This window comes from Catenuloplanes sp. NPDC051500, assembly GCF_044454585.1.
Classification (GTDB): Bacteria; Actinomycetota; Actinomycetes; order Mycobacteriales; family Micromonosporaceae; genus Catenuloplanes.
Genome location: NZ_JBITDX010000003.1, coordinates 390,826 through 412,488, shown reverse-complemented (window position 1 = coordinate 412,488; position 21,663 = coordinate 390,826). Strand labels below are relative to the sequence as shown.

The 21,663-nt window shown below is 71.5% G+C and carries 16 protein-coding genes, 1 tRNA gene and 1 riboswitch; of the genes, 8 read left to right on the top strand and 9 right to left on the bottom strand.

What is annotated here, in order from left to right; genetic code table 11:
• Nucleotides 1–101: 101 nt before the first annotated feature.
• On the bottom strand, nt 102–1,523 hold the full coding sequence (locus tag ACIA8K_RS08430; protein ID WP_396056375.1) for a glycine hydroxymethyltransferase: 1,422 nt from the start codon (nt 1,521–1,523) through the stop codon (nt 102–104).
• A 20-nt stretch (nt 1,524–1,543) separates the two neighbouring features.
• Nucleotides 1,544–1,636: riboswitch (ZMP/ZTP riboswitch) on the bottom strand.
• A gap of 50 nt (nt 1,637–1,686) precedes the next feature.
• Between ACIA8K_RS08430 and ACIA8K_RS08425 the strand changes: the two genes are divergently transcribed.
• The gene (locus ACIA8K_RS08425) at nt 1,687–1,896 is read left to right on the top strand and encodes an RNA-binding S4 domain-containing protein (RefSeq protein ID WP_396056373.1); all 210 of its coding nucleotides are present in this window, start codon (nt 1,687–1,689) and stop codon (nt 1,894–1,896) included.
• On the opposite strand, the gene ACIA8K_RS08420 is transcribed toward ACIA8K_RS08425, so the two are convergent.
• Complete coding sequence (locus ACIA8K_RS08420; protein ID WP_396056371.1) at nt 1,893–2,996, bottom strand: serine hydrolase domain-containing protein; 1,104 nt, start codon at nt 2,994–2,996, stop codon at nt 1,893–1,895. The two genes, ACIA8K_RS08425 and ACIA8K_RS08420, sit on opposite strands and share 4 nt — an antisense overlap.
• 31 nt (nt 2,997–3,027) lie before the next feature.
• On the opposite strand from ACIA8K_RS08420, the gene ACIA8K_RS08415 reads away from it, so the two are divergent.
• Complete coding sequence (locus tag ACIA8K_RS08415; RefSeq protein ID WP_396056369.1) at nt 3,028–3,288, top strand: hypothetical protein; 261 nt, start codon at nt 3,028–3,030, stop codon at nt 3,286–3,288.
• Nucleotides 3,289–3,344: 56 nt separating this feature from the next.
• Nucleotides 3,345–3,417: transfer RNA gene (locus ACIA8K_RS08410), tRNA-Arg, on the top strand.
• A gap of 1,014 nt (nt 3,418–4,431) precedes the next feature.
• On the opposite strand, the gene ACIA8K_RS08405 is transcribed toward ACIA8K_RS08410, so the two are convergent.
• Nucleotides 4,432–6,645: a S8 family serine peptidase gene (locus ACIA8K_RS08405; RefSeq protein WP_396056367.1), complete on the bottom strand. Its 2,214-nt coding sequence runs from the start codon at nt 6,643–6,645 to the stop codon at nt 4,432–4,434.
• A gap of 278 nt (nt 6,646–6,923) precedes the next feature.
• Between ACIA8K_RS08405 and ACIA8K_RS08400 the strand changes: the two genes are divergently transcribed.
• The 5 genes from ACIA8K_RS08400 to ACIA8K_RS08380 all read left to right on the top strand — a co-directional run bounded on the left by ACIA8K_RS08400 (nt 6,924) and on the right by ACIA8K_RS08380 (nt 14,263).
• Nucleotides 6,924–7,949: an ArsR/SmtB family transcription factor gene (locus tag ACIA8K_RS08400; RefSeq protein ID WP_396056365.1), complete on the top strand. Its 1,026-nt coding sequence runs from the start codon at nt 6,924–6,926 to the stop codon at nt 7,947–7,949.
• Nucleotides 7,950–7,990: 41 nt separating this feature from the next.
• Nucleotides 7,991–9,595, top strand: a complete 1,605-nt coding sequence (locus ACIA8K_RS08395) for an ABC transporter transmembrane domain-containing protein (protein ID WP_396056363.1) — start codon at nt 7,991–7,993, stop codon at nt 9,593–9,595.
• Nucleotides 9,592–11,409 (top strand): ABC transporter ATP-binding protein, encoded by a 1,818-nt coding sequence (locus ACIA8K_RS08390; protein ID WP_396056361.1) that lies wholly within the window; start codon nt 9,592–9,594, stop codon nt 11,407–11,409. The genes ACIA8K_RS08395 and ACIA8K_RS08390 overlap by 4 nt, the downstream gene beginning before the upstream one ends.
• A 225-nt stretch (nt 11,410–11,634) precedes the next feature.
• On the top strand, nt 11,635–12,705 hold the full coding sequence (locus tag ACIA8K_RS08385) for an LCP family protein (RefSeq protein WP_396056359.1): 1,071 nt from the start codon (nt 11,635–11,637) through the stop codon (nt 12,703–12,705).
• Nucleotides 12,706–12,757: 52 nt separating this feature from the next.
• A complete protein-coding gene (locus ACIA8K_RS08380; protein ID WP_396056357.1) occupies nt 12,758–14,263 on the top strand; it encodes a sugar transferase in 1,506 nt (501 codons plus the stop codon).
• Here the strand turns inward: ACIA8K_RS08380 and ACIA8K_RS08375 are convergent.
• Genes ACIA8K_RS08375 through ACIA8K_RS08350 form a run of 6 tightly spaced genes read right to left on the bottom strand, consistent with a single transcriptional unit; the run spans nt 14,243 to nt 21,525 of the window.
• Nucleotides 14,243–15,409, bottom strand: coding sequence for a glycosyltransferase family 4 protein (locus tag ACIA8K_RS08375; protein ID WP_396056355.1), 1,167 nt, complete (start codon nt 15,407–15,409; stop codon nt 14,243–14,245). The genes ACIA8K_RS08380 and ACIA8K_RS08375 overlap by 21 nt on opposite strands.
• Nucleotides 15,406–16,236, bottom strand: coding sequence for a glycosyltransferase family 2 protein (locus ACIA8K_RS08370; RefSeq protein WP_396056353.1), 831 nt, complete (start codon nt 16,234–16,236; stop codon nt 15,406–15,408). The genes ACIA8K_RS08375 and ACIA8K_RS08370 overlap by 4 nt, the downstream gene beginning before the upstream one ends.
• Nucleotides 16,233–17,378 carry a glycosyltransferase gene (locus ACIA8K_RS08365; RefSeq protein ID WP_396056351.1) on the bottom strand — a complete coding sequence of 382 codons (1,146 nt, stop codon included), beginning with the start codon at nt 17,376–17,378 and terminating at the stop codon, nt 16,233–16,235. Before ACIA8K_RS08365 ends, ACIA8K_RS08370 begins: the two co-directional genes overlap by 4 nt.
• Nucleotides 17,375–18,493 carry a polysaccharide pyruvyl transferase family protein gene (locus ACIA8K_RS08360; protein ID WP_396056349.1) on the bottom strand — a complete coding sequence of 373 codons (1,119 nt, stop codon included), beginning with the start codon at nt 18,491–18,493 and terminating at the stop codon, nt 17,375–17,377. Before ACIA8K_RS08360 ends, ACIA8K_RS08365 begins: the two co-directional genes overlap by 4 nt.
• Before the next feature lie 22 nt (nt 18,494–18,515).
• A complete protein-coding gene (locus tag ACIA8K_RS08355; RefSeq protein ID WP_396056347.1) occupies nt 18,516–19,967 on the bottom strand; it encodes a lipopolysaccharide biosynthesis protein in 1,452 nt (483 codons plus the stop codon).
• Nucleotides 19,927–21,525, bottom strand: a complete 1,599-nt coding sequence (locus ACIA8K_RS08350; protein ID WP_396056345.1) for an O-antigen ligase family protein — start codon at nt 21,523–21,525, stop codon at nt 19,927–19,929. The genes ACIA8K_RS08355 and ACIA8K_RS08350 overlap by 41 nt, the downstream gene beginning before the upstream one ends.
• Nucleotides 21,526–21,663 lie beyond the last annotated feature (138 nt).

Genomic DNA, 21,663 nt, shown 5'->3' with positions numbered 1-21,663 from the left:
TTCGGCGCGGGCCGACCGCTCGCCCGTCCGGGTCCGCTGACGACCCGCCACACGGCGAAGGCCCGGCCGGAACCCCGGCCGGGCCTTCGTGCATCCGTGACTCAGAGCGTGACGGCACCGTAGAGCGGGAACGGTGCGAGCAGCTCGGTGGCCTGCTTGGAGACGCGGTCGGAGACGGCCGCGTCAAGCGCGAACTTGGCCTTGGAGCCCGCATCCGGCGTGGTCTGGGTGAGGACCGTGTGGATCAGCTCGGCGATCTGGTCCATCTCACCGGTGCCGAGACCGCGGGTGGTCAGCGCCGGCGTGCCGACCCGGATGCCCGACGTGTACCAGGCGCCGTTCGGGTCGTTCGGGATCGAGTTGCGGTTCGTGACGATGCCGGAGTCCAGCAGCGCCTGCTCGGCCTGGCGGCCGGTGAGCCCGAACCCGTGCACATCGATCAGCACCAGGTGGTTGTCGGTGCCACCGGAGACGACAGCGGCACCACGCTTCATCAGGCCCTCGGCGAGCGCCTGGCTGTTCGCGACGATCCGCTGGGCGTAATCGGCGAACTCCGGGCGGCGGGCCTCGGCAAGCGCGACCGCCTTCGCGCCCATCACGTGCGCGAGCGGGCCGCCGAGCACCATCGGGCAGCCGCGGTCGACCTGGTCGGCAAGCTCCGGCTGGGACAGGACCATGCCGCCGCGCGGGCCGCGCAGGCTCTTGTGCGTGGTAGTGGTGACGATGTGCGCGTGCGGGATCGGGTCGAAGTCGCCGGTGAAGACCTTGCCCGCGACCAGACCCGCGAAGTGCGCCATATCCACCATGAACGTGGCGCCCACCTCGTCGGCGATCTCCCGCATGATGCGGAAATTCACCTTCCGGGGGTACGCCGAGTAGCCGCCCACGATGATCAGCGGCTTGAACTCCTTCGCCGTCTCGCGGAGGCCGTCGTAGTCGATCTGGCCGGTCGCCGGGTCCACGCCGTACGACCGCTGGTCGAACATCTTGCCGGAGATGTTCGGCCGGAAGCCGTGCGTCAGGTGGCCGCCGGCGTCGAGCGACATGCCGAGCATGCGCTGGTTGCCGAACGCGGCCCGCAGCTCCGCCCACTCGGCGTCGGTCAGGTCGTTGATCTGCCGCTTCTCGAACTTCTTCAGGAACGGCTTCTCGACGCGCTCACCGAGGATCGCCCAGTACGCCACCAGGTTCGCGTCGATGCCGGAGTGCGGCTGCACGTAGGCGTGCGCGGCCCCGAACAGTGCCTTCGCGTGCTCGGCGGCGACCGACTCGACGGTGTCGACGTTCTGGCAGCCGGCGTAGAAGCGGCGGCCGATCGTACCCTCGGCGTACTTGTCGGAGAACCAGTTGCCCATCGCCAGCAGCACGGCCGGTGACGCATAGTTCTCACTGGCGATCAGCTTCAGCGACTCGCGCTGGTCGGTCAGCTCGGACACGATCGCATCGGCCACGCGCGGCTCGACGGAACGGATCACCTCGAGCGCGGCGCGGAAAGCGGTCGACTCAGCATTCAACTCTGACATTGGACCTCCCTATCACAGGTGGAAGAGGCCCAGGCGCGCGGCAGACACCCGGTTGGGCGGAACCGCTCCCCGATGGTTGATCCATCTAGTCAGCGCCAGTCACGGTCCGCCTCGGAGCATACCCGCTGCGCCGGACTTCCCGGCCAGGCTGAATGATGAATTCATGCGTGAGGTCACCATCAGCGACGACATGATCAGGCTCGGGCAGTTTCTCAAGCTCGCGGACGTGATCGATGCGGGTTCGGACGTGAAACAACTCCTCGGTTCCGCGGACGTGACTGTCAACGGCGAGCCGGAGAACCGCCGCGGGCGCCAACTCTTCCGCGGCGATGTCGTGACGGTGGGTGATGACATCTCGCTCACGGTGGCCTAGTCGATCAGTGCCCGGGTGAACTCGGTGAGCGTGCCGTTCCAGAGCACGTCGGCGGTCTGGGTGAGGAGGATGCCCACCCGCCGCTTCGCGGGCACGTTGCACCAGAACGTGCCGTAGCCGCCGGGCCAGCCGTACTCGTGCTCCGTCACGCTCAGGCCGTAGCCCCAGCCGGAGCCGTCCAGCAACACGCCGCCACGGACGATCTGGGCGTCCGTCAGGTGGTTCGTGGTCATCGCCGCGACTGATTCTCTGCTCAGGACCGGGCCGCCGCCGGCAAGCATCATCCGGCCGAAGCGCAGCAGATCGTCCGCGGTGGAGGCAAGACCGGCCGCGGCGCTGGGAAAGACGGGCGGGCTGCTCCACTCTTCTTTGGTGGAGCCCGGGCGCGGCTCGCCGTTCAGGTAGAGCGCCGGCAGCCGCGCCGCCTGATGCGTGGGCAGGTGGAAGCCGGTGCTCCGCATGCCGAGCGGCCCCAGCAGGCGCTCCTCGGCCACGTCGGCAAGCGGTCCACCTGCCGCACGGGAGATCAGCACGCCCAGCACGGCCCCGGCCGTGTTGTACTGCCACTCCTCGCCCGGCTGGCTCATCAGCGGCAGCGTGCCGAACCGCCTGATCCACTCGTCCGGCGGGTGCGGCGTGCGCGGATCCGGCTCGGCAAGCGTCAACTCCAGCCGCTTCCCCTCGTTGACGATCGGAAAGTCCGGATCGTAAGGCTCGAAGATCAACCCATGGCCCATGCGGTACGTGAGCACGTCCTCGACGGTGATCGGGCGCCGCGCCGGGACCGTGTCGTCGAGCGGGCCGTCGACGTGGGTCAGGACCCGGCGGTCAGCGAGTTCCGGCAGCAGCTCGTCGACGCGCTGGTCCAGCCGCAGCGTGCCGTCCTCGACAAGCGTCATCGCCACCGCCGCCATGATCGGCTTCGTGGTGGACGCGATCCGGAACGGCGTGTCCCGCTCCATCGGCGTGCCCCCGCCGAACGCGGTCACCCCGGCGACGTCGACCCACTCGTCGTCCGGGCCGGCGACGACAGCCACGTACCCCGGAAGCTCATTGCTCTTCATGCGCGCTGCAAGCGCCGCGCGGATCCGCTCCGTCATCCTCCGACCGTAGTGGCTGTAGTTTCGTCCCATGGGCACCTACCTCGGCAGCGCCACGCTGATCGCCTCCGACGGCAACGCACAGTCCGTCAAACACACAAGCATCCGCACCCGCCGCGACGCCGCCACCGGCCTCGTCACCTGGTCCGGCACCCTCGACCTCGGCGACGCCGAGATCGCCGAACTGCTGCTCTCGTCCGGCGAAGGCACCCTCCGCCTCCCGGACGGCACGGAGGCCTCAGTCCAGGTGTCCGCGGGGGGCGCGTTCACGGGGATCGCTTTCGCTTCCTAGCGCGCCGCCTCCGGCTACCCGGGCCGTGTCACGGGTCGGGTAGCATGAGCAGCCGCGCCCTCGTAGCTCAGGGGATAGAGCATCGGTTTCCTAAACCGTGTGTCGCAGGTTCGAATCCTGCCGGGGGCACGAGCTTTCGCGCTCCATGTCCGCTGGGAAGCGCGGACATGGAGCGCTCGTCATTCCGCTCCGGGGGCCGAGCCCCCGGAAGCCCCCACGGTCTGGGTGTCGGTTGCGCGGCGAACTGTGGGCGACACCGGGCCGACTTTCGGTAGATCTTGCGTGGTGCCGTTCGTGGTGCGAGTGCAGGAGCGTTTTTGCGTGCCTCAAAGGGCCCTCGGCCCGCCGGGAATTAGCATCGTCTATCTATGATGCCGGCGGGGGTGGCTCATGTCTGGTGGGCAGGGTGTGGTGGACGTGTACATAGCCGGTGTGCGCGACGGTGACCAAGGACCGGCGGGGTGGGGAGCCGTTCTGCGCTACGGGGAGGCGGATCGGGAGCTGACGGGGAGCGAACCCACGCCGACGAGCCCGGATGAGCTGTTGTCGACGGCCGCGGCGGCCGCGCTCGCCGTACTCACCCGTCCGGCGCGGGTGCGGCTCCATGCCGATCCGGCCGTGCTCGGGTCCGTGTCCACCGGGCCCCACCGGGTCGAGTGCGCGGACGTGGACGACGATGATTCCTACCAAGCGCGCGCGGTCGTCCTGGCGGGGGAGGAACTGCGCAGAGCCGTGAGTGAGCGTGATGCCCGCTGCCTGCACGACCTTGTCAGGAGTCAGTGCTGGCAGTGCCGGCCCAGGAGCGGGAACCTCCCGGATCGGGTGAAGGTCACGTCCGGCGGCTCGGTCTTTCACATCAGCGAGGGTTGTGCTGCCCTTCATGACGGCTGGCGTCAGCTTGAGAGGCGCGGCGGTGTCCGCTCCGATCTGAGGTCGGTCCCGACTGTTGACGCGCTGGCCAAGGGGCTCGGAGCCTGTGAGGCCTGCTGCCGGGGGCTGGGGCAGGGCCGCCCCAAAACCTGACCGGCGACGCCGGGAATGGTCGGCGAGGGCGGGAAATCGTCGGCCGGCAGACCCACGAGGCGGTCTCGTCACGGATCGAAACCGAGGCTCGGCCGGTGTGGACCGGCCGAGCCGCCGGGATCAGAGCGTCAGCTTCCAGCCGTCGATGTAGCCGGGCTCGTTGCCCCAGCTCAGGTCCTCCACCATCAGCTTCCAGACGCCGTTCGCCGGGTGCCCGGCAACGTTCACGACGTAGGTGCGGAGCACGTCGGGCTTGTAGTACGCCTGGGTGAACTGAAGTGTGATCCGCTCGCCGTCCGGTGCGATCAGGTGGATGCCGAGGTCGCGTTCGTACGGGTGCCGGACCCGCACCTCCACGTAGGCGGCGGCCGAGGGGGCACCGTCGCAGCCGGCGACAGTGAGCGGGCTCTCCACCGACTCCATGTCGAAGAACCGCTTGTCACTTGTGCTTGGCGCGAGACCGCCACAGACCGGGACCGGCAGGTTTTCGCCGCCCAGGTTGAGCACGAAGGAGTCGAACGTGCCGGTGCCGCTCGGCGCGTTGTCGAAGAGGCGGAGCTTCCAGACGCCGTCGGCCGGCTCGGCGGAGAGGTCGTGGGTGAACGTGTAGTCGATGTCGTCCGTGTCGTCGCCGGTGCGGTCGAGCAGCGAGTACTCGGTGCCGCTCGGCGCGATCAGCTCGACCTCCAGGTCGTCGATGTAGGTGTGGTCGACGTGGACCTCGATGGTGCTGTTGGCCGCGCCTGTCGCGCCGCAGCCGGTGATGGTGACCGGCATGTCGACCGGGTTGTCCGTGGTGAGCGAGGTGTCGGTGTCGTTGGCGCCGACGCAGCCGGACGCGGCCGTGACGGTGAGCGTGAAGCGCACCGCCCGGGTCGTGGCCGGTCCGGCGCCGACCGCAAGCACCCGGTACGTGCCGGGCGCGGTCGCCGCGGTCGTGGAGACGGTGAGCGTGGACGTGCCGCCGGTCCCGATCACCGCCGGGTCGAAGGACGCGGTCGCACCGGCCGGCAGCCCGCTCGCGCTGAGTGAGATCTGCTGCGGCGCGCCGGTGGCCGCGATCGCTGTGGAGACGGATCCGCCGGCCGTGACCGTGGCGGCGGCCGGGGTCGCTGTGAGCGAGAAGTCGTCCGCGGGCCGGGAGCCGTCGATGTGGAGCAGCCGGTTCGGCGAGCCGGCGCCGGCATTCGCGATCACGTTCGGCGTGGCGTCCGCGATCAGCTCGTCCGCGACCTGCGCGGGCGTCCAGGTGGGGTGGTCGGCGAGGATCAGTGCGGCGGCGCCGGCCACGTGCGGCGCGGCCATCGAGGTGCCGCTCCAGGTCCGGGACGCGGTGTCACCGCCGATGTTCGCGGAGACGATGTCGACGCCGGGTGCGAACAGGTCGACGCACGGCCCGATGTTCGAGAACGACGGGCGGGTGTCGTCCGGGCCGGCCGCGCCCACGGTGATCGCCGCCGGTACCGCGGCCGGGGTGTTGTTGCAGGCGTTCGCGCCGTCGAAGTTGCCGGCCGAGACCACGACTGTGATGCCGTCCGCGATCGCCTGCTGGACCGCGTTCTCCTCCGGCGCGTACCGGCTGGAGCCGTTGATGCTCATGTTGGCCACGGCCGGCGCGCCTGGCCGGTGGTCGGCGGTGATCCAGTCGAGGCCGGCCATGATGGCGCCGACCGTGCCGCTGCCCTCGCAGTTGAGCACGCGGACCGGGACCAGCTCGACGTTCTTGGCGACGCCGTAGGTGGTGCCGCCGATCGTGCCGGCCACGTGCGTGCCGTGCCCGCGGCAGTCGTCGGGCGCGCCGCCGTCGACGAAGTCCTGCCCGGGACGGATCCGCCCGGCGAAGTCGGTGTGGGTGAGGTTGATGCCGCCGTCGATGACGTACGCGGTCACGGCGGGTGCGCCGCCCGGGTAGGTGTAGCTGTCGTCGGCGGGCAGCGTGCGCTGGTCGATGCGGTCCAGACCCCAGGACGGCGTAGGCGACTGCACGTCGGACGCGGTCACCGTGTGGTTCTGCGTCACTGACGCGACCGCGGGATCGGCGGCCAGCCGGCGGGCGGCACGCTCGCTGAGGTTCACCTCGAAGCCCCGGACCGCATGCTGGTACGTGCGGACGACTCCTCCGCCGTGCCGCGCGGCAAGCGACCGGGCCTTGCCGATGACCTGGTCCGCCGGCACGGCGCCGTTCTTGAGCTCCACGATGTACGACCCGGCGACGGCGGTCGGCCCGCCGGTCGCCTGCACGGTGCCCTCCGGCTCGACGGCCGAGGCCGGCGCGGCGACGCCGAGCGCCAGAAGCGTTACCGCAGTTATCGCGCCGGCTCTTCGAATTCCCACCGATATCAAGGCGTTCCTCCCAATGTAGGCAACGCCGCCATGCTAGGAAGGAACCGCCCATATAGGCAGTGATGAGATTTACACACTTCGCTGGGAACCGGATTCCGCGTGTCGCATCGCCGCAGGTCAACGGGGCTGCCTGCGAGCCTCCACAGCAACCAGATCGACATCGGCGGTTCGGCGAGCAGGCCGCGCTCGTCCGCCGGATGGCCGCGCCGGTCGCCGGCGCGCGGGCCGAACGAGTGCCTGGACGGGGAGGACATGATCGGATTGCTGTCGTGATCCGCATTCATCTGGACGAGCACACGCTGGAGCGGACCCGGCTCGCGATAAGTCCGCTGCGCGAGGTGATCAGCGGCGTGGAGCTGGTGCACCGCACCCGGCAGGGGCGGGACGCGGGCTGGCCGTACGCGGAGTGGGCCGTGCACGCCGCCGAGGTGTTGCGCACGACGCCGGCGACCGGGCCGCTGCGCGTCTACGCACTGCTGTTCGGCGTCGACCACGGGCGTACGACGCCGGACGTGTTCCAGCCCGCGCCGCCGTCCTCGCGCCCGGCGCTCGCGGACGAGCTGGCGACCCTCCGGAGCACGCCGCCCGAGGTCGTCGCGGCCCAGTGCGCCAAGCACTATCCGGAGGGCGTGCCGGACTTCCTGCTGCCCTACCTGAACGACGGCACGCGGGCGTTCGGCGCGCTTGCGGACGCGGTGGAGGTGTTCTGGGAGCGGGCTGTCGCGCCGTACTGGCCGGCCATGCGCGCGGTGCTTGAGGAGGAGATCGTGCTGCGGGCGCGCGTCCTCGCCGAGCAGGGGCCGGAGGCGGTGCTGGGCAGCCTGAGCGGGCCGGCGAGCTGGGAGTCGCCGGTGCTGTCGTTGCCCAAGCGCCGGGAGTCCGCGCTCGCCGGCGGCGATCGGCGGCTGCTGCTGGTACCTGTGGTACTGGCCCAGGGCCGCCCCTCGGTAAGCACTGACGACCCGGCGACCCTCATGATCACGTATCAGGCGCGCGGCGCGGCAGTGCTCTCCGCCAAGGGGAGGAAGCCGAGTCGGGACCGGCTGGGGCTGCTGATCGGCGCGGGCCGGGCCGCGGTGCTGCGCGCGCTGACCGAGCCGGCCACCACAAGCGGTCTGGCCGCCGTGCTGGGCCGCGCGCCGAGCACGGTCTCCGAGCAGCTCACCGGCCTGCAGGAGGCCGGGCTGGTGTCCCGGTCCCGGGCGGACCGGCAGGTCTTCTACCGCCTCGAACCGCTTGGCGTGTCGTTGCTCGCGCTCTTCCAGGATTCGGTCAAGGCCGAACCGATGGAGTGACCGACAGGCCCCGGTTAGCGTCCGGATCCATGTTGCACGACATGGTTCGCCGTCATGCCCGTACCGTGGCGCTCTGCTGTTGCGGTTCCGGTCTTCACCAGGTCTGCGAGGCGCTGGTCCCGCTGGCGATCGGGTTGACCGTCGACCATGCGATCGACGGCGGCCCGCCGGACGCGATCCTGCTTGCCGTGGCCGCGATCCTGCTGCTCTTCGTGGTGCTCGGCGCGGCGGCCGGGATGGCGTACTACAGGCTGAACGCCGCGGTCCTGACCGAGGCGCACCGGCTGCGCGTGCGGACGACCTCGGCGCTGCTGGCCACGCCGCGGCTTGGCGCGGACCGGCGGACCGGGGACCTGGTCAGCGTGCTGACCGTGGACGCCACGGCCGCGGCCGAGTTCCTGCGCGGGCTTGTCAACATCGTCTCCGGCGCCGCGGGCCTGATCGTCACGGTCGTGGTGCTGCTGCGGGTGGACCCGCTGCTCGGCGTCGGCATCCTGCTGCTGGTCCCGGCCATGACCTGGGTGGTGCGGCGGCTCGGCCCGTGGCTCGAGCGCCGGGTCAGCGCGCGGCAGTCGAGCGTGGGGCGGGCCGCCGCGCTCGCCGCCGAGTACGTCACCTCGCTCCGCACGCTGCGCGGCTTCGGCGGTGGCCCGGAGGCGCTGCGCCGCTACCGGAGGACTGTCGGTGAGTCCCGGGACGCGGCGCTGCGCAGCGCGACCGCGGTCTCGCTTGTCGAGGGGATGGGACTGCTCGCGTCAGCTGTCGCGTTGCTCGGCACGGTCGCGGCGGCCGCCGCCCTGGTGTCGTCCGGGCGGATCACCATCGGCGGGTTCGTCACCGCGGTCACCATGGTGTCGTTCGTCGGGGACCCGGTGCAGCGGGTGGCGCGCGGTCTCCAACAGCTCTTCGCGGCGCGGGCGAGCGCGGACCGGATCACGGCGCTGACACCACTGCCGGTGGACGAGGAGTCGAGGAATACCGGCGTTCCCGGCCTGCCCAGACTTAACGACGCGGTGATCGGCCCGGTCACCGGCCTCGATCTCACGCTTCACCCCGGCGAGATGCTCGGCGTCGTCACCGCCGACCGCACGCTCGCGGACACCGCCGCCGGCCTCTTCGGTGGCCGGCGCGCACCGGATCGCGGCGAGGTCACCTTCGGGCAGCTCACACCCGGACACCCGGACCTCCGCCGGTACGTGCTGGCCGCGCCGCACACCGTCTCGCTCTTCGGCCGCACGCTCACCGAGGCGCTCGACACCGGCCGGGACACCGATCCACGGCCCGCCCTGGTGGCGGCGCAGGCCACCGACCTCGCGGAGGACCTGCTTGACGCGTCCGCGAACCTCTCCGGCGGTCAACGCCAGCGCGTGGCCCTGGCGCGTGCGCTCGCGGCCGTACCCCCGCTGCTGGTTCTTCGTGATCCACTGACCGCGGTCGACGCGGTCACCGAGCAGGAGGTCGCGGCCGGGCTGGCCGCGTTCCGGCGGGAGGGCGGCGGCGGCGCCACAGTGGTCGTGACCACGTCACCGGCGTTGCTTGCGCACTGCGACCGGGTGCTGTTCCTGCCGGACAGCGGACCGGCAGTGCTGTCCACGGCCGCCGAGCTCGGCACCCACCCCGGTTACGCCGCGGCGGTGCTGCGATGAGCCCGCTGCGCCGCGGCGGTACGGCGAGCGGCGCCGGCCGTGATGCGAGAAGCGCGCCGCCTGTCGTAAGCGGGCTGCCGGTCACAAGCGCACTGCCGGTCACGAGCGCGCTGCCGGTCACAAGCGCACTGCCGGTCACAAGCGCACTGCCGGTCGCCACCGCGCGGCAGACCGCGGCCGGACTGGCCCGTGCGGTCCGTGCCGAGCCCGCGGCCGCGTGGACCGCGCTCGGCTGGACGCTGCTCGCCGCGGTCGGCACCGTGGCCGCGCCGCTGCTGCTCGGCCGCCTGATCGACACGTTCCGGCCCGTGCTGTTCGGTCTGGTCGCGGCAGCGGTGCTGGTCGGCGCCGTCGGCACCGCGCTGGCCCGGCGGGCGACCGAGCAGCTCGGCGCGCGGGTCGCGGCCCAGCTGCGCGAGTCGGTGCTCGGCGCCACGCTTGGCCTTCCCGCGCCGGTGCTGGAGCGTGCGGGCAGCGGCGACGTCTCCTCGCGCGTGACCGAGGACGTGGAGAACTTCGCGACCGCGGTGCCGCTGATCACCCAGGTCTTCATCGCGGTGATCACGGTGGTGGTGGCCGCGCCCGGGTTCCTCACGCTCGACTGGCGGCTGGCGCTCGCGTTCGGCTGCGTGTTCCCGATCTATGCGGTGAGCCTGCGCCTCTACCTGCCGCACGCCGCGAGGCTCTACGCGCGGGAGCGCAGCCTCGCCGCGGAGCGCGGGCGCATCCTGATCGAGTCGCTGCGGGGGCGGGAGACGGTCGCCGCGTACGACATGTCCGAGTTGCAGACCCGCCGCACGGCCGAGGCGTCCGGGCAGGCGCTGACCGTGGGTCTGCGCGCCCTGCGCCTCTACGTGTGGTTCAGCAAGTCGATGAACGCGGCGGAGGCGGCCGGGCTCTCGGCCATCCTGCTCACCGGGTACTGGCTGGTGCATGCGGGGGCGGCCTCGGTCGGCGCCGCGACCGCCGCCGCGCTGCTCTTCCACAGGCTGTTCACGCCGCTCGGCACGCTGCTGCTGTCGTTCGACGAGGTCCAGCGCGCCGGGGCCGCGCTGGCCAGGACGGTCGGCGTGCTGCTGGTGCCGCCCGCGCCGGCCGGGATCACCCGTGGGCCGGCCGGCCCGGTCACGGTCGAGGCGTCAGGCGTGCGGCACTCGTACCACCAGGAGGTCGTGAAGGGTGTTGATCTGGTGGTGGAGGCGGGGACGTCGCTGGCGCTTGTCGGCGCGAGCGGCGCGGGCAAGACCACGCTTGCCGGCATCCTGGCCGCGGTGTTCCCGTCCACGGCCGGGCGGGTCACGCTTACCGATCGGGCCGGCGCGGTGCGGGTCACCGACCTGGACGCGGCAGTGCTTCGCGACTGGGTGTGCCTGGTCTCGCAGGAGACGCACGCGTTCGCCGGGGAGGTTCGCGACGATCTCCGGCTGGCCTCGCCCGGCGCGGACGACGCCCGGCTCACCGCGGCGCTGGACACGGTGGGCTGGACCCGCGGGCTCGGCCCGGTCACGGCGCTCACACCGGCGGAGGCGCAGCAGCTCGCGCTGGCCCGGCTGCTGCTCCGCGATCCGCCGGTGGTGATCCTGGACGAGGCGACCGCGGAGGCGGGCAGCGCGGGGGCAAGGGAGCTGGACCGTGCGGCGGCGGCCGTCGTGCGCGGGCGCACCGCGATCGTGGTGGCGCACCGGCTGAGTCAGGCCCGCGCCTGCGACCGGATCGCTGTGGTGGACGAGGGCCGGATCGTGGAGCGCGGCACGCACGACGAGTTGGTCGCTGCGGGTGGCGCCTATGCGCGGCTGTGGAAGGCCTGGGCGTGACATTCGCATTACGTGTGGCGAAGACGACACCGCACATTTCGAGGAGGACAATGTTGGTCGCAGATTTGTCACAGTTGCCCGGTACGTGCCCCGGAGCTTCATCGGGCAATGGGCATTTCCGCCGGTATTTTTCGGACATGTCTAGTCAAAATCCCTGGTTGCACCGCGTATCTGCCGGTAAAACGACAGCTGTATGGCTGGTCGTCAATCAGTACGATCCTCCGCATGGAACGTGGGGGGCACCTTGTCGCAGATGACTCGACCGAGGTCATCGAGGCAGTAACCGCGGGTGAGCCGAAAAAGGGCACGCACAAGCGGAAGCGGTCGTGGAAGCGTGTCCTGGTCATCACGCTTGTGGCGCTGCTGGTGATCGTCGGCGGCGCGAGCGCCGCGACCGCGCTCTACGTGCGCTCGGTGGAGAAGAGCATCGACAAGGTGGACGCGTTCACCGAGGTGCCGGAGGAGTCGCGCCCGGAGCGGGAGGCCACCGCGGCCAAGGCGCTGAACCTGCTGCTGCTCGGCAGCGACTCGCGCGACCCGGAGAACTCCACCGGCTCCCGCAGCGACACGATCATCGTGGCGCACCTGCCGGCCGACAGGTCCGGCGCACAGCTGATCTCAATCCCGCGCGACACCTGGGTGCACGTGCCCCGGGCCGCCGACGGGCAGAACGGCGACGCGGACGCGAAGATCAACGCGGCGTACGCGTGGGGCGGCATCCCGCTGATGGTGCAGACCGTTGAGGACTTCACCGATGTCCGCATCGACCACGTGGTGCTCATCGACTTCGGCGGCTTCCAGCAGATCGTGGACGCGCTCGGCGGCATCGACATCGACGTGGAGCAGGACTTCACCTCGATCCACGAGCCGTTCCGGAACTTCAAGAAGGGCACCGCCCACATGGACGGCGCCACCGCGCTCGACTATGCGCGGCAGCGGTACCAGTTCGCGGACGGCGACTTCGCCCGCATCCGGCACCAGCAGCAGGTGATCAAGGCAATTTTGGACAAGGCCGCGTCCGGCGGCATGCTCTCCAGCCCGGCAAGCATCAACGACTTCGTAAAGGCCACGGCGAACTCGGTTTCGGTCGACAAGACGCTGTCAATCGTGGACCTCGCCACCCAGATGCGGAACGTGCGGGGCGGCAACCTCACGTTCCTCACCACGCCGACCACAGGTACCGGGCAGGTCGGCGACCAGAGCGTGGTCCTCGCCGACGATGAGAAGGCGAAGGCCCTGTACGAGGCGGTACGCAAGGATGCGGTCACGGACATCCTCGCCTCCGCGCAGAAGTAACACCGGCGGCCAGGAAAGCCGCTCTGACTGTTCCACGTCAACGGGGATGTAAATGACGATGGAGGCAACCTCGCGTTCCGAGTCGAACGCGATACCCGGCCCGCCGGCCGTCCCGGCGCAGAGATCACCTACCTACGACACCGGCTGGTTCCAGGACAAGCCGAAACCGGAGACCCGGGCCAGCGCGTCCACAGACGTGCTGCCGTACCCGGTGTCGGTCACGTCCGGGCGCACGCGAAGGCTGCGCGGCTGGATGATCACGGCGCCGATCGACGCGCTGGCGTTGCTCGCGCCGCTCGTCTGGACCCTGCAGTACTGGAAGGGCACGCTCGCGATGGCGGCCCTCACCATGCTCATCTTCGCCACGGGCGGGCTCTACCGGGCGCGCCGGCACATCAGCATCCTGGACGAGCTGCCCGCGCTGATCGGCCGGCTGCTGACCGCGATGGCCGTGGTCGCGATCGCCGCCACGCTGCGCCACGACTCGGTACCGTACGTGGCCGGCTTCATCCAGGCCGTCGCGATCTCCGCCGGACTTGTGCTGGCCGGCAGGTTCGTGACCCGCTCGATCAACCTGTACGCGCGGCAGCGTCGCTGGGTGGAGCACAACGCGGTGATCATCGGCTCCGGCCCGATCGCGGTCGAGCTGGCCCGCCTGGTGCGCCGCTACCCGCGGTACGGCCTGCGCTTCGCCGGCTACGTGGACGAGGCGCCCCGGCGCGGCGCGCCACCGCTGCTCGGCACGCTCGACAACCTCTCCGCCGCGGTCGCGATGTGCGAGGCCGACGTGCTGATCCTCGCCGACCCGGACGCACCGGAACCCGCGCTGTGGGAGGTGCTGCGCCGACCTGACACCCGCTCCCTGGACCTGTGGGTGGTACCGCGGCTGTGGGGCTCCCGCTCCCAGGGCGGGCTGACCGACCACATCGGCGCGATCCCGCTTGTGCAGCTGCGGCACACCGAGTTCTCCGGCCCGCGGTGGTGGATCAAGCGGACCACGGACATCGTGTTCGCGCTGTTCTTCCTGGTGCTGGTCTCGCCGATCATGCTGCTCACCGCGTTCGCGGTGTGGGCGGAGAGCGGCTTCCGGCACGGCGTGTTCTTCCGGCAGGAGCGCGTCGGCCTGAACGGGCGCCTCTTCGAGGTGTACAAGTTCCGCTCGATGCACCCGGTGGACGAGAAGGAGTCGCAGACCCGATGGTCGATCGCGAACGACAAGCGCGTCGGCCCGGTCGGCAGGTTCATCCGCCGCACCTCGCTTGACGAGCTGCCCCAGTTGTGGAACATCCTGCGCGGTGACATGACAGTGGTCGGCCCGCGCCCGGAGCGTCCGCACTTCGTGGAGCAGTTCTCCGCGGAGCACCCGGAATACGCGATGCGCCACCGGGCGCCGGTCGGCCTGACCGGGCTGGCGCAGGTAAGCGGCCTGCGCGGCGACACACCGATCTCCGACCGGACCCGGTTCGACAACTTCTACATCGAGAACTGGTCGCTCTGGCTCGATGTGAAGGTCGTCATCCGCACGTTCTCCGAGGTGCTACGCGGCAGGGGTCGCTGAGGCCTCCGGCCCGATCCCTTCGTAGGCGGCCGCGAGCTGCCGTTTCACCGCTTCCGTGCCGTGTTCCGCGACGGCCCATTCGCGGCCGGCGGCCGACATCGCCTCGGCGGATCGGGGATCGGTGAGCAGGTCACGAAGCGCGGCCACCCACTGTGCCGGCTCGTCCGCGACCCGCACGTGCACCCGGTCGCGGACGCCCGCACGCTCCGCGACCGTGGAGCTGATCACCGTGGGCACACCTGACGCAAGCGACTGGATCAGCTTCAGCTGGATTCCGGTGCCCCGGAAGATCGGCGCGATCGCGGCGGTCGCCTCCGCGTAGTACGGCGTTACCCGCGGCACGTTCGCGTGCAGCTCGATGCCGTCGCCGGCCATCGCGCGCACCACCGGCGGCGGGTCCGCACCGACCACGCGCAGCGTCACGCCCGGCACCGCGGCCTTGAGCGCGGGCCAGCAGTTGTCGACGAACCAGCGCAGGCCGACCACGTTCGCCTCGTAGCTGAGCCGGCCGACGAACAGCACGACCGGCGCGGTGACCCTGCCCGGCTCCCGCAGCGGGAAGTCGCAGGGGCTGCGGACCACCGAGGTGCCCGGCGTGGGCGGTCCCGGCACCTCCGGCCCGGACAGGATGATCCGCACGCCGTTGCGCACCATCTGCTGCTCACGCGCGGCCATCCGCGGGCCCTCGATGCGGCCGAGCACCCGCCAGACCGGGTTGGCGCCGTTCACGGCCAGCTGGTTGTAGTACTCGCTGCGGAACTCGTCCAGGTCGATGATGACCGGGACCGGCGCGGCCGCCTCGACCAGGTGCGCGGAGCGGAAGACGTTCAGGTGCACCACGTCCGGGCGCCACGACTCGATCTCCTGGCGCAGGGCGGGGACAAGCGCGGACGGGTTGGCGTAGCCGGTCTGCAGCGACTGGCCGGCGATCAGCGCGCCGAGGCTGCGGACCATCGAACCGGACGTCGGGTTCGGCACCAGCACCGGGTCCGCGACAGGCAGCTGCGCGGCCAGAGCGCGTTCGGCGTCGTTCTTGACCAGCCCGAGGAACCGGACCTCGTGCTCCTCGGCAAGCATGCGCAGCAGAATCAGGCTGCGCGGCCGTTCGGGCGAGGGTATCCAGGGTGCGACGAACAGGATTCTCACAGCGGCAGCCTCCGCAGCGCCCGGGCGGCCACGCGCTGTGCACGCCCGCCGTGCCTGGTGAAGTACTCGTTCATGCCGTTTCGGTAGAGCCGCCGCTTGCCGACCGTGGCCGTGCTGGTGCTCTCCCGGTGCTGGGCCACGCTGGTACCGACCGAGGCGACGCCCCAGCCGCCGTCGCGAAGCCGCACGCAGAGGTCCACATCCTCGAAGTACAGGAAGTACCCGGTGTCGAAGCCGCCGATCGCATGGAACGCCTCCGCCCTGACGAGCATGCAGAACCCGGAGACCCAATCCACCTCTCGGGTACGCGGTGTGGGCTCGACGTCCAGATAGGACAGCATCGGGATCAGCTTGCGCATGGTGGCGGACGCGGCAAGCCGCTTCTTCGCGCCGGCCGGCACCAGCTCGTCCACCCGTAGCGCGGCCAGCCACTCCTTGGCCATGCTCGGCAGTGATCCGGACGAGACGCCGAACGTGCCGTCCGGGTACCGCATCAGCGGCGACACCACGCCCAGCCTTGGATCGGCCTCAAGCGCCGCGACCAGCTCCGCGAAGTCCGCCGGCGAGATATGCGCGTCCGGGTTGAACAGCAGGTACGCGTCCGAGTCAGGGAACGCGGCCACCGCGTCGTTGTTAGCCGCGCCGAAGCCGTCGTTCGCCCGGCGCAGCACGTGCGGCGTGAACGCGCGCGCCACCTCCGCGCTGTTGTCCGGCGAGGCGTTGTCCGCGACCACGATCCGCTCAAGCGGCAGGGCGCTCAGCCCGCCCAGGCTCTCCGGCAGGTCGGCGGCGGAGTTGTACGCCACCACCACCGCGGCGACCTTCATCGTGCGCCCGCCATGGCGTAGGCCTCCAGGTAGGAGTCGACCGTGTCCGACCAGCGGAACCGCTCGCCGATGTGCTGCCGGGCCAGCGCGCCGCGTGTCGCCGCCGCGGCCGGGTCCGCAAGCACCGCGCCGACCGCGTCCGCAAGCTGCTCCGCGCTGTCCCCGACGTAGACCATCGAGTCGTCCGCACCGGCCGACTCCGCGGGTCCCGGTGACGTGATCACCGGTGCGCCGAGCGACATCGCGTGCAGCACCTTCAGCAGCACGCCGCCGCCGATGATCGACGGCGCCAGGATCGCGTGTGCGGCCCGCATCTCGTCGCGCAGATCCGGCACCGCGCCGGTGACCACGATCCGCTCGTCCGCCGCGGCAAGCGCGCTCAGCCGCGGGCCCGGGCGGGCACCGGCCAGCCGCAGCCGCGCGTCCGGATGGGTGCGCCAGACCAGCGGCAGCACGTTCTCCGCAAGGTGCAGCGCGACCAGCTCGTTCGCCCGTCGCCAGAGCGCACCGGTGAAGACAAGCGTCGGCGGTCCACCCGCCGGGCTCGTCCAGGGCAGCTCCGGCAGGTCGACGCCGACCCGGGCCAGCACCACGCGCGGATTGAGCGCGCTCGCGGCGGCCCGGTCCGCGTCCGAAAGCGTGATGACCGCGCCGGCCCGACGGATCGCGTCCCGCTCGAACCGCCGCGTCCGGACCAGCTCCGCCAGCCGGTAGGCGCGGGCCGGCCCGTGCGACACCCGGTACGACTCCGCCGCCACCGCCTCGGTGATGTCGTGCAGGCCGAGCACCGTGTTCCGCGCGTGCGCCAGCGCCTCCGCGCCCTGCAGGTACTCCACGTGCACCACATCCGGCTTCAGGCGTGTGATCGCGTCCGCCGCCGCCCGGGCGGTCTGCCGGGACCAGGCCTCACGAAGCCAGGCCGGCCGGACGCCGAACCGGTGCAAGAGGCCTGGCGGGGCCTGCTCCCCCGCACCGAGCAGCGTGTAGCCGTCCCCGGCCCGGTCCGCGGTGACCTGCGGCGAGAAGACGAACAGCTCGGTCCGCGCGGCAAGCAACGGCACCAGCCGGACAAGCGTGTCGGCCGCCGCGTGGTCGTGCTTCACATCCGGCGCGAACGGCGTGAGCAGCAACGTGCGCGTCACGGCAGGCCCTTGATCACCGAGGCGACGAAGTCCCTGGCGATCGCGCCCTGCGCGGTCACCCGGCCGGCCGCGGCCCGGAACACCTCGGGCGACGCGGCAGCCCGCAGCGCGGTCGCGTGCAGCGTGTCCGCGTTCGCGTCCGGCAGCAGCACGAAGTCGGCCAGGCCGAGGTCGGTGAACGCGTCGAGCACCTTGCGCTCGTAGGCGATCGCGACAGTCGGCACGCCCAGGGTGACCGCGAGCAGCACCGCGTGCAGCCGCGCGCCGATCACCAGCCGGTGCCCGGCCAGGCGCGTCATCCACTCGTCGAGCACGACGCCGAACCGGTTGTCCTCGCTGAACGGGGCGGCCAGCGGGTTCGCCACCAGGTCCAGCTCGTCCTTGAACGCCGCGTCGTAGACGACCGCGTCGTCCTCGCCCTGGGTGTCCCGGCCGTACGCCATCGGCAGGAACGCGCCGGTCCAGCCGTCCGCGGTGAAGCGCCGCACGGTCTCGGTCAGCGCGGCCAGCACCGCCGCCTCCATCTCGGGCGCAAGCGGGCGCATCGAGACCGCGAGCCGGTTCTGCTGCGGCGGCGTGACGGACGGCAGCGGCAACGCGTACGCCATGTCGCCGATTACGTGTGTGGACCTTCCGAAGTGGTTAGCGCTGCGCTGATCCCGCACACCGGCCGCGCGGACGGCCGCGCCGATCCCGCGCAGCACCACCTTGCCCGCCAGGGTGACGCCCTCCCGGACGCCCGCGCCCGCGATCGCCACAGGCGTTCCGGCAGTCCTGGCCATCGCCACGATCCGCGCGAACATCGGCAGCGTGCCCGGCCAGGGCAGGTTCGGCGAGCGTTCCTGGAACACCGTGCCGGGGCCGAGCAGCAGCAGGTCGCACTCGCGCAGCGCGCGCTGGACCGCCACGCTCCGGCCCGCGGAGCCGGCGGCCCGGAGCGTCGGCATGTGGATCGCGTCCACGCCGTGCAGCGCCGAGACCCGCTCCGGAACCGGGCAGAGGATGACGAAGGAGGCGGCCGGGTCAGCGGCGCGCACGTTCGTCCTCAGGCTGTGCAGGAGCAACTCGTCGCCGAGATTGTCCGAGCCGAACCAGCCGGCGATGCCTATCCTCACCAAGATCCCCCGTGAAATGACGTCAACCGGTTGCGCGGCGACGCTCTCGAAGCAGCTGCGCCGCGGCCAGAACGAGCAGCAACACCCCCACACCGAGGGAAGCTACCGTGACGCCGCCAGTGTGCGCTGCCCCGACCAGCACGGCACCGACAACCGCGACGGTCGCCACGCCGGTCAGCACCGGGCGGATCAGCGCCCGGTCGCGGATGAAGTAGAGCATCGACGCGGCCACGACCAGCTCGGTCGCCACAGTTGCCCACGCCGCGCCGTACGCGCCGAACGGGCCGTCCAGCGCCAGGTTCAGCAGCACGTTCGCGATGAGGCTGAAGACCAGAACCAACAGCCGCCCGCCCGCGCCGCCACCGGCCAGCAGCACCGCGGAGAGGCCGTAGTTCGCGAACCGCAACGCCAGGAACAGGCCGAGGACCAGGGTCAGCCCGCCGATCGTCGCGCTCTCCGCGTCGTCGCCGAACAGAATCACCAGCGCGAGCGGCAGTCCCAGATAGAGCACCCCGCTCGCGCCCAGCCCTGCCGTCCGGAAGAACCGGAACACCAGGCCCGGGTCGTTCTCCGCCGGGTTCCCGTCCGGCTTCCGGCTGGCCGCGAACGCCAGCGCGCCCACGCCCATCGCGGCCGCCACCTGCACCGCCGGGCCGACAAGTGCGGCGGCGGAGACGTAGGCGCCGATCGCGGCCGTGGACACGAAGAACGCCAGCACGAACGTGTCGCTGCGGAAGTAGGCGAGCCCGAGCAGATCGGCCGCGAAGTAGGGAGCGGCCTGCCGGATGCGGGCGCCTGTGGTCCGTGCGCCGCGCAGCCCGGCCGGCAGCGCCCGCAGCAGGCCGGTGAAGACCATCGCGCCGAACGACCGCAGCACGGCCACGCCCAGCAGGTACAGCCCGGCGCGCTCGAAGTTGAGCGCGCCGGTGCGCCAGAACTCCGCACCGCACAACGCGATGAGCAGCGCGCCGCACGCGCCGTTCGTCGCCGCCTCCATCCAGCCCCGGGCGGTCCCGCGCACAAGCACCCACGCGGTCTCGTTCCACTGCTCCAGCAGGCTGGCCACGAAGACAAGCACAAAAGCCAGACGCAGATCCGCGGGTACGGCGAAGCCGGTCACCGGCCAGGCCACCGCGACGGCCGCGGCCAGCAACGGCAGGCGCGACGCGTGCAGCCGGGCCACCTCGGCCGGTGTGACGCCGCCGGCCGCATACTCCCGGGTCAGGAACGTGGCCAGGCCGAACGACAGTGCGGCAGCGGTGAACGAGGCGCTGAGCGTGGCGATGCCGTAGATGCCTACCGTGGCCGCGCCGGCGCCGCGGGTCAGCAGCGCCATCAAAACCAGGATGGTGAGGCGGTTCGCGATCGCGGCCAGCCCGAGCAGGCCGGAGGCGACGGTCAGGGACGCACGGCGGCGTGCTGGAGCCGGCGCCTCAGCGGCGGCGACCATGGTCGCCTGCCTTCTCGTTCTCATCGGGCCGTTCCATGTCCGCCTCGATCTCGGGGTCGGCTGCGCTCTCCGTCGGTTCACCCTCGGGGTCGGCCGCGGTCACCGCCGGTTCGACCTCGGGGTCGGCCGCGGTCACGGCCGCTTCGGTCTCCGGTCCGGCCGCGACCGGGTCCGGGTCCGGGTCCGGGTCCGGGTCCGGGTCCGGGTCGACGGGGATGTCGTTCGCATCGGCCGGTCCGGGCTCGTACGCTGCGTCAGTATCCGGTTCGGGTGCGGGCGGCACCACTCCGGCACGGATGACAAGCGATCCCGGATGCGGGGCCGCGATGTCGATGCGGGCGCCGAAATAGCCGAAGAGCAGCATGAACATCAGCAGGTACGGCCCCTGCATCAGTCCCCAGCCGGTCATCGCGATCAGCAGCACGCCGGGCCCCGCGCTCGTCACCAGCCGGGCCGGCAGGTCCGCGCCGCGGGTCACCCAGGTGCGGCGCACGGCCGCGGCCAGCACAAGCACCAGCGGCGACCAGAGCAGCAGCGCGCCGGCCACGCCGAGTTCGGCCGCGCTGAGCAGGAACACATTGTGCACCGGGACGCCACCCTCGGTGACCTTGTCGGTCTGGCCGACCACCGCCACGTATCCGTTGACGCCCACGCCGAGCAGCGGGTGCGCCGCGATCGCGTCCAGCGCGACGCCGGTCACGTGCCCGCGCGCGCCACCACCGGGATCGGCCAGGAACCGGGCGACCAGCCACGGCAGCGAGGCCAGGCCGAGCGCCGCGGTCAGCCCGAGGATCGCCAGGTCCCGGCGCTGCCAGCGGCCCGCGGTCATCTGCAGCAGCAGGAACAGCCCGACCATGCCGACCACCGCGACCAGCACGGTACGACTCTGCGTCAGCCAGATGCCGAGGAACACCGCGGCGAGCGTCGACCAAGCCAGCCAGCGCTGCCGGTCGGTGCGCTGCGGCAGCGCGAGCGCGCACAGGCCGCAGAAGAACAGCAGTTTCGCCAGCTCGCCCGGGTGGGCGGTGAGCCCTGTCGCACGGCCCAGCACGTCAAGCGCCTGCACGCCCTCGATCCGGCGCAGCGGCAGTCCGGCGGCCGCGAGACCGACCGCGAGCAGTTGCACCCAGGCGACAAGCGCGAACACCCAGCCGAGCGCGGGCGGCCAGCGGTCGCCGGGCTCGTCGTCAAGCCGGGTCAGGCGCACCTGCGCGGCGGCCCAGCCGGTGGCGAACGCCATCCCGGCCAGGGCGAGTTGGATCGCGCCGGAGAACGTGCGCGGCTCGTGCGGCCAGAAGATCAGCCCCAGCGCCACCCAGGCGGCCAGCGGGACCCAGGTGAGAGTTCCGAAGGCCAGTCGTCGCGGCATGCGCACGGCCATCACGGCGAACGCCGCGACGAGCGCGATGGTGTATGTGAACAGCGTGGGACCGATGTTCGCCATGCCGGAGTAGGTAGGACTCTCGGCCGGCAGCAACGCCATCGGGCCGATACCGAGAGTGACTACCACCGCCCCGAGCACCGCTGTGGACGGGCGGTCGACCACCCAGCCGGTGAGCGCCCGCAGGCGTACCGTGGCCATGGTTTTACGTATTTCCGTTCTTCTGCGGTGCGGAGGGACCGACGACCGCCACAGTATCGGTTGCCAGGAAGCAGCGGCGTCGTGGACGCCGTTCGCGATCTTCCGGAACTCGTCCGCCCAGCTGTCGGCACCACTCAG

Coding starts and splice junctions, on each gene's coding strand:
- ACIA8K_RS08415 (WP_396056369.1), top strand. CDS start 3,028: ATGGGCACCTACCTCGGCAGCGCCACGCTGATCGCCTCCGACGGCAAC.
- ACIA8K_RS08370 (WP_396056353.1), bottom strand. CDS start 16,236: ATGAAGGTCGCCGCGGTGGTGGTGGCGTACAACTCCGCCGCCGACCTG.
- ACIA8K_RS08380 (WP_396056357.1), top strand. CDS start 12,758: ATGACGATGGAGGCAACCTCGCGTTCCGAGTCGAACGCGATACCCGGC.
- ACIA8K_RS08395 (WP_396056363.1), top strand. CDS start 7,991: ATGGTTCGCCGTCATGCCCGTACCGTGGCGCTCTGCTGTTGCGGTTCC.
- ACIA8K_RS08390 (WP_396056361.1), top strand. CDS start 9,592: ATGAGCCCGCTGCGCCGCGGCGGTACGGCGAGCGGCGCCGGCCGTGAT.
- ACIA8K_RS08425 (WP_396056373.1), top strand. CDS start 1,687: ATGCGTGAGGTCACCATCAGCGACGACATGATCAGGCTCGGGCAGTTT.
- ACIA8K_RS08350 (WP_396056345.1), bottom strand. CDS start 21,525: ATGGCCACGGTACGCCTGCGGGCGCTCACCGGCTGGGTGGTCGACCGC.
- ACIA8K_RS08385 (WP_396056359.1), top strand. CDS start 11,635: ATGGAACGTGGGGGGCACCTTGTCGCAGATGACTCGACCGAGGTCATC.
- ACIA8K_RS08430 (WP_396056375.1), bottom strand. CDS start 1,523: ATGTCAGAGTTGAATGCTGAGTCGACCGCTTTCCGCGCCGCGCTCGAG.
- ACIA8K_RS08355 (WP_396056347.1), bottom strand. CDS start 19,967: ATGAGAACGAGAAGGCAGGCGACCATGGTCGCCGCCGCTGAGGCGCCG.
- ACIA8K_RS08420 (WP_396056371.1), bottom strand. CDS start 2,996: ATGACGGAGCGGATCCGCGCGGCGCTTGCAGCGCGCATGAAGAGCAAT.